At 56.7% G+C, this 16,711-nt stretch carries 14 protein-coding genes; 4 read left to right on the top strand and 10 right to left on the bottom strand.

All coding sequences use genetic code 11. The features are described 5' to 3' along the window. Both BM069_RS19935 and BM069_RS12535 read right to left on the bottom strand, forming a co-directional pair. On the bottom strand, window positions 1–225 hold a 225-nt coding region (locus tag BM069_RS19935), incomplete at its 3' end, for a hypothetical protein (protein ID WP_139216198.1). 357 nt (window positions 226–582) lie between these two features. After that, complete coding sequence (locus BM069_RS12535) at window positions 583–3,618, bottom strand: cyclic nucleotide-binding domain-containing protein (protein WP_093324158.1); 3,036 nt, start codon at window positions 3,616–3,618, stop codon at window positions 583–585. Between the two features lie 236 nt (window positions 3,619–3,854). Here BM069_RS12535 and BM069_RS12540 point away from each other — a divergent pair, with 236 nt between their 5' ends. Then, window positions 3,855–4,235, top strand: a complete 381-nt coding sequence (locus tag BM069_RS12540; protein ID WP_093324160.1) for a DUF3307 domain-containing protein — start codon at window positions 3,855–3,857, stop codon at window positions 4,233–4,235. 11 nt (window positions 4,236–4,246) lie between these two features. On the opposite strand, the gene BM069_RS12545 is transcribed toward BM069_RS12540, so the two are convergent. The 5 genes from BM069_RS12545 to BM069_RS12570 form a co-directional block, all read right to left on the bottom strand. Continuing rightward, window positions 4,247–5,038 carry a MaoC family dehydratase gene (locus BM069_RS12545; protein ID WP_093324161.1) on the bottom strand — a complete coding sequence of 264 codons (792 nt, stop codon included), beginning with the start codon at window positions 5,036–5,038 and terminating at the stop codon, window positions 4,247–4,249. Beyond that, window positions 5,025–6,239: a beta-ketoacyl-[acyl-carrier-protein] synthase family protein gene (locus BM069_RS12550; RefSeq protein ID WP_093324163.1), complete on the bottom strand. Its 1,215-nt coding sequence runs from the start codon at window positions 6,237–6,239 to the stop codon at window positions 5,025–5,027. The genes BM069_RS12545 and BM069_RS12550 overlap by 14 nt, the downstream gene beginning before the upstream one ends. 1 nt (window position 6,240) lies before the next feature. Then, window positions 6,241–6,504, bottom strand: a complete 264-nt coding sequence (locus BM069_RS19840) for a phosphopantetheine-binding protein (protein ID WP_093324164.1) — start codon at window positions 6,502–6,504, stop codon at window positions 6,241–6,243. A 196-nt stretch (window positions 6,505–6,700) separates the two neighbouring features. Further along, window positions 6,701–7,093: a rhodanese-like domain-containing protein gene (locus BM069_RS12560; RefSeq protein ID WP_093324166.1), complete on the bottom strand. Its 393-nt coding sequence runs from the start codon at window positions 7,091–7,093 to the stop codon at window positions 6,701–6,703. Window positions 7,094–8,050: 957 nt separating this feature from the next. Further along, on the bottom strand, window positions 8,051–8,659 hold the full coding sequence (locus BM069_RS12570; RefSeq protein ID WP_093324169.1) for a dCTP deaminase domain-containing protein: 609 nt from the start codon (window positions 8,657–8,659) through the stop codon (window positions 8,051–8,053). 41 nt (window positions 8,660–8,700) lie between these two features. On the opposite strand from BM069_RS12570, the gene BM069_RS12575 reads away from it, so the two are divergent. Next, complete coding sequence (locus BM069_RS12575) at window positions 8,701–9,177, top strand: deaminase (RefSeq protein ID WP_093324170.1); 477 nt, start codon at window positions 8,701–8,703, stop codon at window positions 9,175–9,177. A gap of 343 nt (window positions 9,178–9,520) precedes the next feature. On the opposite strand, the gene lepA is transcribed toward BM069_RS12575, so the two are convergent. Continuing rightward, entirely contained in the window at window positions 9,521–11,335 is a 1,815-nt protein-coding gene (gene lepA, locus BM069_RS12580; RefSeq protein ID WP_093324172.1) for a translation elongation factor 4, read from the bottom strand. Window positions 11,336–11,611: 276 nt separating this feature from the next. Here lepA and BM069_RS12585 point away from each other — a divergent pair, with 276 nt between their 5' ends. Beyond that, the gene (locus BM069_RS12585; RefSeq protein ID WP_093324173.1) at window positions 11,612–12,586 is read left to right on the top strand and encodes a hypothetical protein; all 975 of its coding nucleotides are present in this window, start codon (window positions 11,612–11,614) and stop codon (window positions 12,584–12,586) included. Window positions 12,587–12,724: 138 nt separating this feature from the next. Then, complete coding sequence (locus tag BM069_RS12590; RefSeq protein ID WP_093324175.1) at window positions 12,725–14,383, top strand: adenylate/guanylate cyclase domain-containing protein; 1,659 nt, start codon at window positions 12,725–12,727, stop codon at window positions 14,381–14,383. A 7-nt stretch (window positions 14,384–14,390) separates the two neighbouring features. Here BM069_RS12590 and arsJ read toward each other — a convergent pair whose 3' ends face one another. Continuing rightward, complete coding sequence (gene arsJ, locus BM069_RS12595; RefSeq protein ID WP_093324176.1) at window positions 14,391–15,647, bottom strand: organoarsenical effux MFS transporter ArsJ; 1,257 nt, start codon at window positions 15,645–15,647, stop codon at window positions 14,391–14,393. Between the two features lie 52 nt (window positions 15,648–15,699). Further along, entirely contained in the window at window positions 15,700–16,710 is a 1,011-nt protein-coding gene (locus BM069_RS12600; protein WP_093324178.1) for an ArsJ-associated glyceraldehyde-3-phosphate dehydrogenase, read from the bottom strand. Window position 16,711 lies beyond the last annotated feature (1 nt).

Below are 16,711 nucleotides of genomic sequence, written 5' to 3' on the forward strand. Positions count from 1 at the left end.
CAGTGAAGCTGTTGTAACTCTATCATCGATCCCGAAAGACCTAAGAGCCAGATATGCAGGTGTTTGTTCATCGAAATGAACCAAACCGCCCTCATATCTCTTCAGTTTAGTAACAATGTCAAATAACGTCGGAGCCAAAACCCCAGAGACAAAATCAACCGACCGCGCTACTAACTTGCTAGCGCAACCCGCTGATACTGCTCGATTTTCTTCCGAACCGTCCATCCCCGAAGCGCCGCTCCGTGTCCGTCTGGCCCGCCGTTAGCGCCTCAGCGCCGCCGGTGAAGGGGGTTCTAAGCCTAACACCAAACAGCCGCAAGCGCTTTTTCCAACTTTTTCCCACTTTTTTCAAAAAAGATGTCGAAGCCCTGTTTTTCTTGATCTTTTTTGTAGTTTTTTGATGTTTGCCAGGTCCGTTTTGGCCCCTCTCTGCCGGCACGAGAACCGGACAATGGGGGATTTGGCAAAAGTTGGGCGTGAATCACGCGAGTCGAGGCAACGAGTCAGTCGAGATAGTCGGTAAAACGCACACGAGTCGTCCGAATTTCCCCGACACGGGATCAAAACCTGCCGGTCTCAGAGTTAACGGCTCTCCTCTTGCGGCTCTGAGGTGGCAGAGTCTTCAGCCTCACTCTTCTTGGGGGCGCCCACGTAGCCTGACACTGCCTGCAAAATGCGGAAGGCCGTAGACGCATCGTTTTCAACCACAGCCATGAATTCGCTTTCCCCCAGCCGCAGGGTCTGGAGGTCGGTTTTGGCATACATGTCGAGCGCGCGCTTTTCTTTGCGCAGGAGAGCCAGCTCCCCAACCAATGTGCCCGGACCCGCCACAGCCACCAGATGGCTGTCCCCATCGGGCGTGTCATAACCAAGACCCGCCTCGCCTTCGAGGATCAGATAGGCGCCATCGCCGGGGTCATCGCCCATTCGGAAGATATATTCGCCCTGCCCCGCTGTGTGCCATTGCGCCCCAAAGGCCAGAAGACGCAACTGCCGGCGCGAAAGGTTGGCAAACATGTCCGCAGAGACAAGCGCCCGCATCTTGCGGCGCAGGTCGGCACTTGCGGCGTTGTCGGTTTCCGCCACCGCTCCGGTGCCACCATCCTTCAAACGCCCATGCTCTAGCTCCAGAACAAAGTCAAAGGCCTCCGCGTCTTCAAAGTCTTCCTCGAGATAGACAACCGTTGTCTCCGGCAGCAATTCTCGCAGATTGGCAACCACATGGCTGCGCTCGGCCTCATCAAAGGAGGAGAGGCATCCGTTCAGGATCAGAATGTCGGGCTTCTTGATCGCAGCGCGGCTGATCGCCAAGGGCTCAGCAAACGCTGACGGCAGTCCAGCCCCGCCGATACCGGATGGAACCGCGTAGATCAGCTCCGCCACCTCCTGCTTCATGCCGGCTTCGGAAAGTTTTTGAGCCACGATGTCACGGATCTGCTCACCCCGCGCACCGGCTGATGCCGACAGTTTGCCATAGATGGCATTTTCCAGAACCGTCAGCCCCGGAGCAAATGTGTTTTCAGTGAGAGGAGCAAAGTAGACCACAAGCCACTCCGCCAGTTTTTCCGCTTCGTTGTGGCGCAATTCGATGATGCTGTTCTTAAGCTCTTCGGTGAAGCCGGGGCCGATACGTTCTGCCGAGACTTCAAACGGCAGCTCGAGCATCTGAACAAGCTCATCCCGCTCCATATTGGCCAGTCCAACTTCACGGCTCTTGCTCACCAGACCGACTTTGCGGGTAAAGACGTCGGGGTTCAGACCAAGTTGCTGAAACAGCGGGTGATCAGTGCCATCAACACCGAAGGTCTGGTTCAACATCTCGATCACTTCACGCGACATGCGCAGAATGCCGTCCTCAATGCCCAACTCATGAAGTAGGTCAAGAAAGTCACTTAGACCGGCGTATTCAACATCATCCATTGCCCGACGGGGCGTTGCGAAAAACAAGTTCGAAGCCACCGGTAGAGCGGGGTTATAAAGAGAGGGATCAAACCGGTAGTAAGCCTTGTCCAAATCGGCGTCTTTCAGGGCCTGTTCAATTTCGGGGCGCAAATCAATCAGCGCCTGCGCCAAATCGGGGTGATCTTTTTCTTCAAACGGCTGATCAAGCCCACGGCGGAAGAGTGCATTGCCCGCGCCAGTGGCTTCCATCAAGCGAAGCCAAAAGGCGTGCACATCATCTTCGTTGTCCAACCCTGCCAGAGCCGGATCAACCCAATCTGCATAGAGCTTGTCCAAACTGTTGCCGGTGCGTTCGGTTTCATAGGCGCGTTTCTTAGCTTCTGCTTCTCCAAGCGGATCTGGCAATTCCGAAACCGGACGCCGCTTGAGCGGCATCAACACGTTTTCTCCAAATGTACCTTCAAACACATAAGGCGAAGGATCCGCATACCCGACGCGCGTGGCGACAACACGCTGGTGCAAATCATTCAACACCTGCCCACCAACCTCGATACTACCGCTCACGGGGGTGATTTCCCGCGTGAACAACTCCGCAACCGCCCGCCTCTCTTCCGCGTCTTGGGATTTGACCGCCACGACCCCGCCCTTTGGCAACGTGACGGTGATGTCCTCAAGCACAGTGTCGCCGTCATGATCCCGCACAAAGACATCTTTAATCACTACATCGCCGGTCAGGCGCGGGATTTCGTCCGGCTCGCCAGCCAACAGTTCTTCGTCCACGATGCCTGGCGGGCTGAACCGATCCACAATCAGCTCCCAGCGCACAGACAGATCCGCCACACGGTTGTAGTAATTCAGCAGTTCTTTCCATGGGGAGGACAGATCTTTGTAGGCCGCCAACGCCGCAACCAGAGCGCCAAGCGATACTTGCCCGCGGATCACCAGAATGCCGCCCACAAGATAGAAGAAGAACGGCGTCAACTGGGTGATGAAGTTGTTGAGGAACTTCATGAAGAATTTTTTGCGATAAATCGTCAGGCGGATCAGAAAAAGCGTTCCAAGGCGCCGCGTGATCAACGACAACCGGTATCGCCAGCCGCCGTTCACCCGAAGCTCAGGCGCGCCCGCAGAGGTTTCTCCGATCTCTGCGGCCAATTGGCGGACTTCTTTGATGCGGTCTTTGTTGTGCAGATTGATTTGCCGCTGAAGTTTGGGAATGATCCACGCCTGTAGTGGGATCAGGGCAACCGCCGCCAACCCAAACCAGAGGTTTTGCAGAAACAAGAACGTCAGAATGGTAATCATTTGCCCCGCCTGCATCACCGGCAGGCTGACCGCATCGCCCATCATTCCGCCCATGGGCTCCGCCTCTGCGGTGATCATTGACACCAACTCACCTTGAGAGGTGCGTCGCAGATAAGGTTGGGGGAACCGCGTGATACGACCAATCAGCGTGTAGCGGAAGCGGCGCAACATACGTTCCGACAAAACCCCCTTCATTGTGTTGATGCGCATCTTCATCAAACCATGCGCCAAAACCGCGACAAGGAAAGCAACACTCAGGACAATCAGGAAAGTTTCCTGATCCATTTCATAGTCAAAGACATCGATGACACTTTGCCCGGCGTCAATCGCGTCATTAATAATACGCTTGGGCAGTTCTAGGGTCAGAAACTGCAGCGGAAACAAACACGCCGTCAGGACCAACAGGACCATCTGATCGCGCTTCGAGTACTTCCAGATGAAGGAAAAAAGTGTACGTTCTATAATGAAGTCTCCCGCTGAAGGAGGCCGAACGGCTCCCCTGCCCGATCTTTAGGATGCTATCAACGAAAGCTTTGACAATTCAAACGCTTTCTTGCGACGATACGTCAAGGAAGCGAGACGGCATTTGCGTGGCACACTTTCTGTCGCTAGTCTCGAATCATGAGGGCTTACATGGGACGCGGTCGATGAACGACCAATTACTGCTTTTACTGCTGATTGCGGCACTTCAGATCAAACACCTGATTGCGGATTTCTTTCTGCAAAACAGTAAAATGATCATGGGGCGCGAGGTCTATTGGCATTTGGGACGTACCCAACACGCAGGAATCCATTCGATTTTCTCGACCCTCGTTCTGGGCATTTTCGGAACACCACTTGTCCCGTTACTGGCGATTGTGGTGGCTGAGTTCATCATTCATTTCCACATCGACTGGCTCAAGGCACGGTATTCCGTGAACCGGAATCTACAACCGGATCAACCTCTTTACTGGTATGCGATGGGCACAGATCAGGCCGCACACCAACTCACCTATCTGGTCATGGCTTGGATTTGGATCTGTCTCTGATCTGACCGCCATCAAAAGGCGCGAATATCCGAAATTGCGGCGATGACATTGTCTGCTCCAACGCAAATCACGCGCGCTTGCGCCCATTCGCTCCCTTCTGGCCCACGCGATTTGGCCACAAGTTTCACGGGCTCCTCCACTGGAACGGCCGCCATAAAACGGGTCTTCATTTCCCGAGCTGTACCGCCAGACACTGACCCAAAATAGGACTCCGACAAAGCACACAGCAACATGCCCGGCACGACGGCTTTGCTCAGGCCCGCTTGACGCGCAGAGGCATCGCTCACGTGAATCGGGTTGTCGTCCTTGGCCAAAGACACATACCTTTGCACAGCAGATCTATTTATCACATCCGTAGAGAAAACGACCGCCCCATCCCCGGAAAGCCGGTCACTGAACTGTGCGCCTTTCAGCGCAAGCATCTGAGACGGCTCAATAAAACGAAGTCGCGTTTCCATCTCTGATGCATTTACTTCACCGCCAGCAGTGCGAAAAACAAACCGCGCAGTGTGACCAATCCGTTGCCGCAAAACCTCCAGCGACACAAACACTCCGCTCGCGTCTGGGGCATCCCGCACAAACCGCTGCGTTTCATGAACCACAGAAAGTCCCGACGGCGGCTGCAACGCCTTGCGAACGTCATCCAGTTGCGGCGCCGCCAACAACAGAGCGGACATAGACAGAGGGCAGGAGATGGAATGCTCTGGCAAAAGACCTGCGAGCAACTCAGTCAGCACCTCGCGCTCTACGGCGCCAACCACAGGCACGTCCGCAATACGGTCGACGAACTCAAGCTCCGACATATGCCTTGGCGATCAGCGTCGCGTTGATGCCGCCAAACGCCAGTGAATTGGACATCACTGCGTGAGCAGTCATAGGTTGTTTCGTGTTAGGAACCGGTGACAGCCCAACCTTAGGGTCAATTTCGGTAAAGTTGATGGTTGGCGGGGCTGACTGTTTAAGCAACGCCCCAATCGAAGTGATCAACTCCAATGCCCCCGCTGCGCCCAAGGCGTGACCATGAACGGGTTTGGTAGACGAAACTTTCATGTCTTTCAGACCTTCGCCAAACACTTCCCGCAAGGCTGCCACTTCGTTCATGTCGTTAGCGACAGTGCCCGTGCCATGGGCATTCACATAACCGATGTCAGATGGCTGCATACCAGCGGCCTTCAGCGCCTGATGCATACAGGCAACCGCCCGTTTGGGGTCGGGCCGCAGCAAATCGGCAGCGTCCGAGTTGCTGCCATAGCCAACCAACTCGCAAATGACATGCGCTCCGCGCGCCTCAGCGCTTTCCAGGGATTCAAGAACCAAAACCCCGGCGCCCTCTCCCAGGGTCATGCCATTACGGTCTTTGCTGAATGGACGATTCACGCCCGCGGTCATCACGCGCAACAGCTCCCAGACCCTAAAGACGCCGCTTTCCAGACAAGCCTCGGACCCGCCAGCCAAACAGCGGTCCACCTGCCCCAAGGCAACCATCTGCCAGCCAAGACCGATGGACTGACTGGCAGAAGAACAGGCCGTAGCAAGACACATCGCGGGGCCCGTTGCCCCGAACTCCATCGAAACCCAGCTCGCCGCGGCATTGTTCATGATCTTGGGAACGGACATCGGATCAAGCCGCATGCTGCCTTCGGCGGCGAATTTGAGGTAGTTTTTGTTCAACGTCTGTGCGCCGCCAAACCCGGACCCGATGGACACGCCGCAAGCATCACCGAAATCCCCGTCATCCAAACCCGCTTGGTCCACGGCTTCCCGTGCCGCAAGGACCGCGTAGCTGGCGACAGGGTCGCGCATTTTGTGCCCCGCAGCCTCCATTGTCGCGGCCAAATCCGTGTCCGAAAGTCGCGCGGCCGTATTGACCCTCTGGACATCCAGAGTATCAAAAGCAATTGATTTCACACCCGAAATTCCGGCCTGCGTGGCCTCGATCAAGCTTTCCGCGCCCAGCCCGCAGGCGGAGACGGCTCCCATACCGGTGACAACGACGCGATGCATTCTATGCGGCCTGATGCTCTTCGATCTTGGAGATCGCCAGATTGAGCAGGTCCTGCACGGTTTCCACGTCGGTCAGCTCATTATCCACCGAAATATAGGCACCCCATTTTTCTTCGATCGCCATCAGGATCATCACAAAATCCGCAGACTGAATATCCAGATCTTCCAGACGTTTGTCCGGCGAAATCTCGGAAATATCCACCATGCCTTCCTGCGCGACCATTTCCATCAGGTCTTTGGTCAACGTCTCGCGATCCGTGCTCATGGTCGTCCTTCCGGCAAGTTCAATCTTCAAATCTTTGCGCCCGCAAATCGCCGGGCATGGGCGTAAGTCTAAGTGGCAAATGCGAAAGTTTCCAGATGGAACTTCGCGGCAGCCAGACGCCGGAAACGCCTGTCTGCAAAGCGTAGGTATTACGTCGGTAAAACGTCGGTATTTTTCGCCGAAATCCAAAGAAACCTTACATGCCGGCATCAACCGGTTCGATCACCGGCCCGCCGCCATCGACCCAATCCTGAAACCCGCCAAGGTTGTGGACCTCGGCAAACCCCATGTCCTTTAGCAGCTTTCCGGCCAGCGCCGCGCGGCCGCCAGACGCGCAGTGCAGGATCACGGGGCGGTCCTTGCGCAGTTCGGGATCATAAAACGGCGTCGCCGCGTCGGCGCGAAATTCCAGCATGCCTCGGGAGATATGATGGCTGCCCTCTGCGCGGCCATTGGCGGCCAGCTCCGGTGCGTCACGTACATCAAGCAAGAGCGCGCCCTCAGCCATCTTGGTCTGCGCATCAGCGGTGGAAATCTTGGGAACAACCGCATGGGCAGCGGCAAGAAGGTTGGCGGCGGTCACGGACATGGTTTTCTCCTGTGTCGGGTTTTTGCCAGCCTAGGACACATGCCAGTTTTTGCAACCAAAACGCAGAGAAGGCGTCAGGGGCTCGGACATTGCGGGGAGAAACCTCCCCAAGTCCGCGGACCTGACGCCTTCGTGGAATGTTGACACCCGCGAGTTTCCCCAAAGGTATTTCCATTCGCTGCTCAGGCAAACCGGGCGATCCTCGAGAGGGGCCATCTGATCTGCCGTTGCTGCGGGATCCGAACCTTGTCACATCCACCCAACCGCCGGGTTGCCCCCTTGGCTGGATCTCGTCCCAAAATTCGCTCCCCCCTACCGGTCTTGGGGGCGAACCCCGTCCAACCGGCCTACCGCGTCGGTTTTTGCACCGCCTTCCCGCCTCGGGTTGATGGGGTTTGCTCAAAGAGCGCGCCCAATCTTCGCGACGTTTCGGCCAGCATCCTGATGCCCTCAACACGAGATGTAGACCGTTTCCGACCCGCGCCCCGCTCCGACCTCAAGAGACCTTCGCGTCCCGCCTGGGGTGTTTGACTGTGTCTCACGACCCCTTGCGTTGACTTAACGTTGGGTCAGGAAGGCCGAGTCGGGCAAGGAAATTTTGTCGGGGCCTGTGGGCAGCTGCGTGGGCAAGCCTGTGGATAAGTTGTGGGGAATGTGGGGATGGGTTGGGAAAAGGGTTTTGGGAGGGGGAGTTGTGGAGGGATGGAAGTTTTTTGTGGGGTGAGCGGCGTCTTGGAAACGGTCCGGTGGACCGTTTTAGCCGCGAACGGGCGGAGCCCTAGTCGAGAGACCAACAAAGGGCCGCGCCTGACGCTGGGAGGAAGCGAATGCGCCCTCCCGTGGGGAGTGAAGGCCGTCCCGGAATTGATCCAGTGGATCAATTCAGGCCTGAACGGGCGGAGCCCATGGGCGCGACCCGTGCCGGGCCAGTGGGGCAAGAAGTGTTCAGCGCAATAGCTATTTTAAATAGGACAAAACCGCCACTGCCAGCGATACGAACGCAACAACTGTGCTGACCACGTTAATCCATCGACTAAAAAACGCATCCAAGATTACCTTGAGCGCATTCTTTTTCGACAACTCTGCCAGACCTTGGGCATCCAAAAATGTGTTTGAGAATTCATTCTCGGATTTGTTCGCAAGGAACCGCTGGTAATCACCCTTAGAGTTTTTCCATGACTCAAGTGCCAAAACAGAATTGTGCTGAAAGAAAAGAACCCTCAGCAGGTGATCATTCAAAGAGATTTTTCGGCTTCGTCGTGAAAAGTTTACAAGAAACGCACTAAGATGACCATCATACCCCGGATCTATGACCCCAACGTTCAGACAAAGAAGACCATCATGTGTTAAAGACGTTTTCAACGTGGCAAGACCTGTAACGTGGCTTGGCAAAACCACACGTTCCATTGTTCTTACCGCCACCATGGCGCTGGGTTCCAACCAAAACTCGCTCAAACTTCCCGTGTTTTCTTCATAATCCGCGCCCATTGGAAAAATTTCACCTATCGTCAAATCGTAGGTAGAGTTTCTAAAGTTCTGCTTGCGGCAAGGTTCCACAAGTTTCATGTCTTCAATCTGTGATTCTACTAACAAGCAAAGCCCTCCTAATGAGCAAACAAGAAATCACAACTCTCGCAAGCATGGGACTGGATACTCTCAGCGTAAGAAAACAACTTCAAGAAGTATCTACAAAGAGTGACGACCCTGATAGGCAAGTTGGCGCCGTAATTTATGCACCCGACGGACGTGTGGTTTCCGCATCGGCAAACAAGCTCGTAACACCAAGAAATGAAAAGTACTCGGTGCGCACTTCCAGAGTGGACAACCAAAAATACTACTGGATCGAACACGCAGAGCGCGGCGCGATTTTCTCGGCACTCAAAAACGGCATCGATCTATCCGAATGCTTGATGGCGGTAAGCCTATTTCCTTGCGCAGATTGCGCGCGCGCGATTATTCAAGCGGGAATACCCACCTTGCTCGCCCCTCGTGTCAGTGATCTAGAAACCCGACACCAACGAACCATGTTTGCGGCCATCGATATTCTATCCGAAGCTAGAATTCGAGTTCTCTGGCTCGAATAATCTGGGCCCGGATCACCTGTAAACCAGATCGCGCCCAACCCCTCCCCCGTTTTACCGAAGGCAATCCTTCGGTTTGACGGCGGACGCGATTTTGCAACGGTGCGCCAGAGGGAACGCGTGAGGATTAGCGACAGGCTGCACCAACCGAAGAGCCGCCCTTGGGGTCGGGCGCGATCCTATCGGTGTGGCGATGCGGATGGGTTTGGGAAAAGAGAAAGGCCGCTCGGGAGAGCGGCCTTTGGGTGTTTGGCGCAAGCGTTGTGCGCCTTAATTGCCGGGGCGGGCACGCGTTTTGGCTTTGCCAAAAAGCTTTCGCCCGCTGGCCTTGCAAAATGGCCGACTTTTAGTCGTCCATTTTCAAGGCGCTGATAAACGCCTCTTGCGGAATATCCACCTTACCAAACTGGCGCATCTTCTTTTTACCCGCCTTCTGCTTGTCGAGCAGCTTCCGTTTCCGCGTGGCGTCGCCACCATAACATTTCGCGGTCACGTCCTTGCGCAATGCAGACAGGGTTTCGCGGGCAATCACCTTGCCGCCAATCGCCGCCTGGATCGGGATTTTGAACATGTGGCGCGGGATCAGCGTCTTGAGCTTTTCACACATCGCGCGGCCACGCTGTTCGGCGCGGTCGCGGTGGACCATCATCGACAGCGCATCCACAGGTTCGTCGTTCACCAGCACCGACATCTTCACGAGGTTGTCTTCGCGATAGCCTTCCATCTGATAATCAAAGGACGCATAGCCCTTGGTCACCGATTTCAGACGGTCGTAGAAGTCAAACACCACCTCGTTGAGCGGCAGGTCATAGACAGCCATCGCGCGGGAGCCGGCGTAGGTCAGGTCAAGCTGGATGCCGCGGCGGTCCTGACAGAGTTTCAGCACGTCGCCGAGGTATTCATCCGGCACAAGGATGGTGGCCTTGATGCGGGGCTCCTCAAGGTGGTCGACCTTGGACATGTCGGGCATGTCGGCTGGGTTGTGCAGCTCGATCATCTCGCCGGGCTCGTTGTCCTTGCCCTTCATATAGACGTGATAGATCACCGACGGCGCGGTGGTGATCAGCTCGATGTTGTATTCACGCTCGATGCGGTCACGGATGACTTCGAGGTGCAGCAGGCCAAGGAAGCCGCAGCGGAAGCCGAAGCCCAGCGCGGCGGAGGTTTCCATTTCAAAGCTGAAAGACGCGTCGTTGAGCGCCAGTTTGTCGATGGCGTCGCGCAGGTCTTCGAATTCCGCTGAATCAACGGGGAAGAGGCCACAGAAGACCACCGGCTGAGCGGGTTTGAAGCCGTCAAGCGCGGTTTCGGTGCCGTGGCGGTCGTTGGTGATGGTGTCACCGACGCGGGTGTCGCGGACCTGTTTGATCGAGGCGGTCAGAAAGCCGATCTCGCCCGGGCCCAAACTGTCCACCATCTGCATCTCGGGGCGGAAGACGCCGACGCGGTCCACATTGTGCAGGGTGCCGTTGGACATGAATTTGACGCGCTGACCCTTTTTCAGGGTGCCATCCATGATCCGCACCAGAACGATCACGCCAAGATAGGCGTCATACCAGCTGTCCACCAGCATCGCCTTGAGCGGCGCGTCCAGCGTGCCTTTGGGGGCCGGAAGCTCACGCACAATGGCCTCAAGCGTTTCGTGGATGCCCTGCCCTGTTTTGGCGGACACTTGAATGGCGCCGGTGGCGTCGATGCCGATCACGTCTTCGATCTGTTCCGCCACGCGGTCACAGTCGGACGCGGGCAAGTCAATTTTGTTCAAGACCGGCACGAGGTCATGGTCGGCCTCGATCGCGTGATACACATTGGCCAGCGTTTGCGCCTCAACGCCTTGCGAGCTGTCGACCACCAAAAGCGAGCCTTCAACCGCACGCATGGAGCGGGAGACCTCATAGGCGAAATCGACGTGACCGGGGGTGTCGATGAGGTTCAAGACATAGGTCTCGCCATCATCGGCCTTGTAGTCGATGCGCACAGTGTTGGCCTTGATCGTGATGCCACGCTCGCGCTCGATGTCCATGCTGTCGAGCAGCTGTTCCTTCATATCGCGATCCTTCACTGTACCGGTCTCCTGAATGAGGCGGTCAGCAAGGGTGGATTTACCGTGGTCAATGTGGGCCACGATGGAGAAATTGCGGATTTTGGACAGATCGGTCATGGAGCGGGATATGAGGGGGAATCTTGTATTGGTCAAGGCGCGTTGGCCTCTATGGGCAAGGAATTGATGGCGCAAAGCCCCTTACCGACCCTGCCTGTTGGATAAGCGCACAAAATGACGCTGCGAGATTTGCCCGCGCCAAAAAGGTCCACTCCTACGTGAACGACCCAGCCGACATCAATCTTGCCGCCAATTGAGCGCGAGACCCAGCGTTCGCGAGGTAAGGTGTTTTGTGCTATGCAGGGGCATTGTTTTAAGTTTCTTTGAGGTGTGGCTATGGCCCTTGTTGCTTTGAATGCGCCGGAGTTTTCCGGCATTTCCATCGATCCCGACTACATTTCCGAAAACACCCTGCGCGCGTTGCTCGCGGACACGCCGCCGGAGCGGTCAGATGAAGAGGGCACGCCGTTTTCCGCCCTACTTGAGACTGGCGCAGACAGAGAGACCGCGATTTCGGCCGTACGGGATGCGGTGGCCAAAGGTTTCATGGAAGAAGAGTTTACCGGACTGATGACGGAACATGACGGCGCCACAAGTGCCGAAGCCCTGTTTGATGATTTTGCGCAGGACTACCGCGCTTTGCCCCCTATCGAAGAGACAATGGCCAAGCTGGATGCACAAAACGCTGGCCTGTCTGACGCCTTTGTACTCGAGACCAACGGCGATCAAGTGACTTTGATGATAGACGGTGAGGCACGGCTTGAAATGTCGGCGGCAATGGCGCGTGCCAAGGGGCTGGACAAGATGGTGGCGCTGATCCGGCTGTGTCTTGATGTTATAGCGCTGGCTTTTGCCTTGCTCGATATTCCAGTCGCGAAAGACTACAAATGGGCCAAAGAGCTGGCGAACAGTTTGAGCAAATACAAAAAGTGGGTGGATGACGCGGATGACTATTTCACACAGTTTGAAGATGCCTATAACATTTACAAAAACGCACGCGATAAAGCAGTGTCGGAGAACTTGCGCGGGGCCAGTAAAAAGAAAGCTTTTGCCGAGGCAGCCAAGACTTTTGCAACGGGATTGCTAAAGACGCTGAAATGGCTTGCCAACAAAGGATGGAAGCTTCTGAAAGCGTTGATCAAATTGATCTTTTCAAACTGGCGGGCGATCGCCAAAGCCTTGGTCGACATTGCTCTCGCCGCCATAGAGTGGGCTGGAGCCGGTGCGCACAAAGTCGCCAAGGCCGTGGCCAATGCAATTAAATGTGCGCTTGCGGTTCTTGACGACGTTGACGCATGGCGCGCGGCCTAGAGGCTCGCAGCAAACTGAACAGATGAGTTCACTTTTTCACCGCCACCCTCTTGAAGCCGCCCTTGCCCGACACAAGATTCTGGGCAGGATAAGAAAGAGCCTGCGACCTCGCAGGCCTCAGTGTCAGGGAAGACATTTATGCGCCGGCGATTGACCACTTTGATGTGTGCGGACTTGGTGGGCTATTCCGCCCTTATGGGCGAGAATGAAGCGCTTGCTGTGGCCTCTGTTCAGGAACTGCGCCGCACCCATCTGGAACCTGTGGCCAAGGCCCATGGGGGCGAAGTGCTCAAGCGCATGGGCGATGGCTGGATTCTGGCCTTTCCCGATGTGGAAGAAGCGCTGGATTGTGCCGAAGAGGTACAGAGCAGTCTGGCCGACCATGAGGTGATTACCCTGCGCATCGGGTGTCATATCGGCGAGATTGTCGAGGATGAGGCTGATTTTTACGGCAACGGCGTGAACATCGCACAGCGCATCGAGACCGAAGCGCCTCCGGGCGGCGCGATGTTCAGCGAAGACCTGTTTCAGCAGCTTTCCGAAGAGCGGCAGCAGGAGTTGAACGATGCAGGCATGTTCAACCTCAAGAACATCGCCAAGCCGATCCGCCTCTATCAATGGCGCCCAGCCAACCTGACCACCGCCCCCGACAAGGGGCAGCTGCCTTCTGTAGGGTTTGAGAGCTTTGTCGCGGCGCCCGACACGCCGGAGTCCACAGCCATCGCACAGGATTTGCACGACGGGCTGGTGCAATTGTCACTCAAGCGCACCGGGTTCACCACTGTGGACGCAGAAATGCTTGCGACCACACCTACCGATTACCTCATTCGAGGCAGGCTGCGGGTCTCGGGGAACCGTGCACGATTCAGCATGTCGTTGGTTTTACGCGATGATATGCGCACGCTTTGGACCGGCACCTATGAAGGGGATCCAAGCGATCCCTTTGCCTTTGTAGACGAGTTGATGCCGCGGCTTGAGGGCGATGTGCGCATTCAGACAATCGCCTATGACGGTGAGCGGCAGGCGCATCTGGACATCAACCAACTGAGCGTAAGCGAGTTGCGTGCGCGGGCGGCAACGATGTTTTTCAAACAATCTCTGGAGCCTTGGGAACAGGGTCTGGAAGCGCTTGATCGGGCGGTGCTGCTGTCTCCGGACGATGGCATGAGCCTTGCCATGCGGGCGCAAAGCCGGATGAACCTGTCGAACGTGATGTTTGCCGAGGAAGACCCCGAGGTGTTGGCGCAGCTTGGCCGCGATCTGGACGTCGCGATTGAGGAATGCCCGACCAGTGATTTTGTCTTTTGGGCGCGGGGCGCTTACCGGTTGAAAGTGTTGGGCGATTTGCAAGGTGCGGCGAGTGACATCGCACGGAGCCGCGAGATCAACCCAAACTTTATCGGTGTCGTCGACCTGATCGCACAAAAGGCGTTCCTTGAAGGCAACTACGATGACGCACTTGAGGCGTTGACGGTCTATGAGGAAATGGGCAGCGGTGATCCCTTCCGCGTGAACCGGTTGTGTTTCAACGCGCGAGTCTTGTTAGGCGCCGGACAATATGAGGCAGCGCATGTGACCGCGCTGGAGGCCGCCGATCTGCGCCCGATGGATCGCGGCTTGCAGCTTTTGAAAGCGCTGGCCTGTAAGAAAGCCGGAGATGCGGCAGGATTGGCCGCGGCCCGTGCGGCCGCAAAACAGTTGCCAAAATTGCCGTCGGTGTCGCTGAACCGTTTGGCTTTGCCGGACGAATTGCAGTGGCTCAACGATGCGCTGCACCCGGAGGCGGAGCCAGTCTAGACCCGTCTTAAGAGTCCCTCAATCTGCGCGCAGCAAGCCAACTCAGCGCGGCCATGACTGCGGCAGTGAACAGGCAAAGCGGCAGGCCGCCGACCTGATAACTCAGCCCTGACAGGAGTGTGCCGAGCAGGCGTCCTGCGGCGTTGGACATGTAGTAAAAACCCACATCCATTGTGACCCGCTCGTCCGAGGTGAAGGCGAGGATCAGGTAGCTGTGGACGGAAGAGTTCACGGCGAACACAAAGCCAAAGACCAGCAGGCCGATGATCAGGATCGCGGTCAGGGTGAGTGAGGTTTCAAAGACCAGCACTGCCGCCGTCAGAGCCAGCGGGATCAGGGTGAGATAGCCCACCCAATTGATCGCCTTTTGCACGATCTCGCCGGTGGTGGCGTTGGCGGCTTTCAGGATGCGGGGCGCGTTGCCCTGCACCGCGCCATAAAGGATGATCCAGACGGCCATGAAAATGCCGATGATAAAAAACGCCTCGCGCCGCCCCTCAGTGGTGCCATCGGACAGGACTGCGTTGAAATAGACGGGGATGCCGACCACGAACCACACATCGCGCGCGCCGAAAAGGAACATGCGGGCGAGGCTCAGGCGGTTGACGTTTTTGTCCTTTGAGAAGACTTGGCTGAACTTGGCCTTTTTGGAGCCTTGCGGCAGGCCTGCGGGCATGAAGGCTACGACGCCTAAGAGGATCACGGCGAGGATCACGGCCATTCCCCAAACGCTGGCCTGAAAGCCCCAGAGGGCCAGCAGGGCCGCGCCGAGGAAAAAGCCACAGCCTTTGACTGCGTTTTTGGAGCCTGTGAGGATCGCCACCCAGCGGAACAACCCGCCGCCGTCTTTGGGAGCAAGCAGTTTGACCGCCGACTTGGACGACATTTTCGACAGATCTTTGGCCACACCGGACGCGCCCTGCACACTCATCACGAAGATCACCGAGGCCGTGACGCCCCAAGCCGGATCAAGCTGTGCCAGAGCGATCAGCGCCGCAATCTGGATCGTGAGGCCGGCATAAAGCGTCGAAGTCAGACCAAAGCGCGCGGCGATCCAGCCGGCGGAGAGATTGGTGACGATGCCCATGACCTCGTAGAGCAGGAACAGATAGGCCAATTGGATCGGCGAGAAACCAAGCCCGTTAAAGTGCAAAAGCACCAACATACGCAGCGCACCGTCGGTGAGCATGAAGGCCCAATAGGCGGCGGTCACGGTGACATAGGCGGCGAGGCCGTTGGTTTTTTCGGTCGGTGTGTCGGTCATGGCGGTCTCTGAGGGTCCGGCGCGGCCCGTGCCAGCGCACGAGCCAAGGAGATTAGAGGCTGGCAAGCACCATCCGCGTTACATCCGCGAGACGGAAGGCATAGCCCCACTCGTTGTCATACCACGCATAGATTTTGACGTGACGGCCATTCACCACGCGGGTGGAAAGCGCGTCAACAATGGTGGAGCGGTCGTCGTTGGTGAAATCGCAGCTCACCAGCGGGCGGGTTTCATAACCGAGGATACCATCCAACGCACCCGAGGCTGCTTCGGCAAAGAAGCCGTTGACCTCATCCACCGTGGTGTCGCGACTGACGTCAAACACCATGTCAGTGAGGGACGCATTCAGGAGCGGTACGCGCACGGCGGTGCCGTCGATCTTGCCTTCCATCTCGGGGAAAATCTGCACGATCGCCTTGGCGGAGCCGGTGGTGGTCGGGATCAGGGAGTTCAACGCCGAGCGCGCGCGGCGCGGGTCTTTGTGGGCCTTGTCTACGATCACCTGCGTGTTGGTCACGTCGTGGATGGTGGTAAAGCTCGCCTGCTCGATGCCGAGTTTGTCACGCATCACCTTGACCACGGGCGCGATGCAGTTGGTGGTGCAGGAGGCGGCGGTGATGACCTTGTGCGCGCTCGCATCATAGGTGTCGTCGTTCACGCCATAGACGATGTTGGCCACGTCGTCTTCTTTCACTGGCGCGGAGACCACCACCTTTTTCACACCTGCGTCAAAGTAGGGTTGCAGCTTGGCGTTGGATTTGAACGCGCCGGTGCAGTCCACCACGATATCCACGCCGAGTTCTTCAAGTGGCAGTTCTTCGAGGTTCCACGCGGCGGTTTTGCGCATCTTGTGGCCGTCGATGGTGATGCTGTCGTCGTCAAAGGCAAAATCCGCACGCCAACGGCCATGCACGGTGTCAAACTCCAGCAGATGGGCGTGCAGTTCGGCATCGCCTACGGGGTCGTTTAGCAGGACGATTTCGGCCTCGATCCCGAGATCAAAAAAACTGCGCATAATCAGCTTGCCGATGCGACCGAGGCCGTTGATTGCGATTTTGGTCATA

Source organism: Shimia haliotis, from assembly GCF_900114415.1.
In the GTDB taxonomy this organism is placed as follows: Bacteria; Pseudomonadota; Alphaproteobacteria; order Rhodobacterales; family Rhodobacteraceae; genus Shimia; species Shimia haliotis.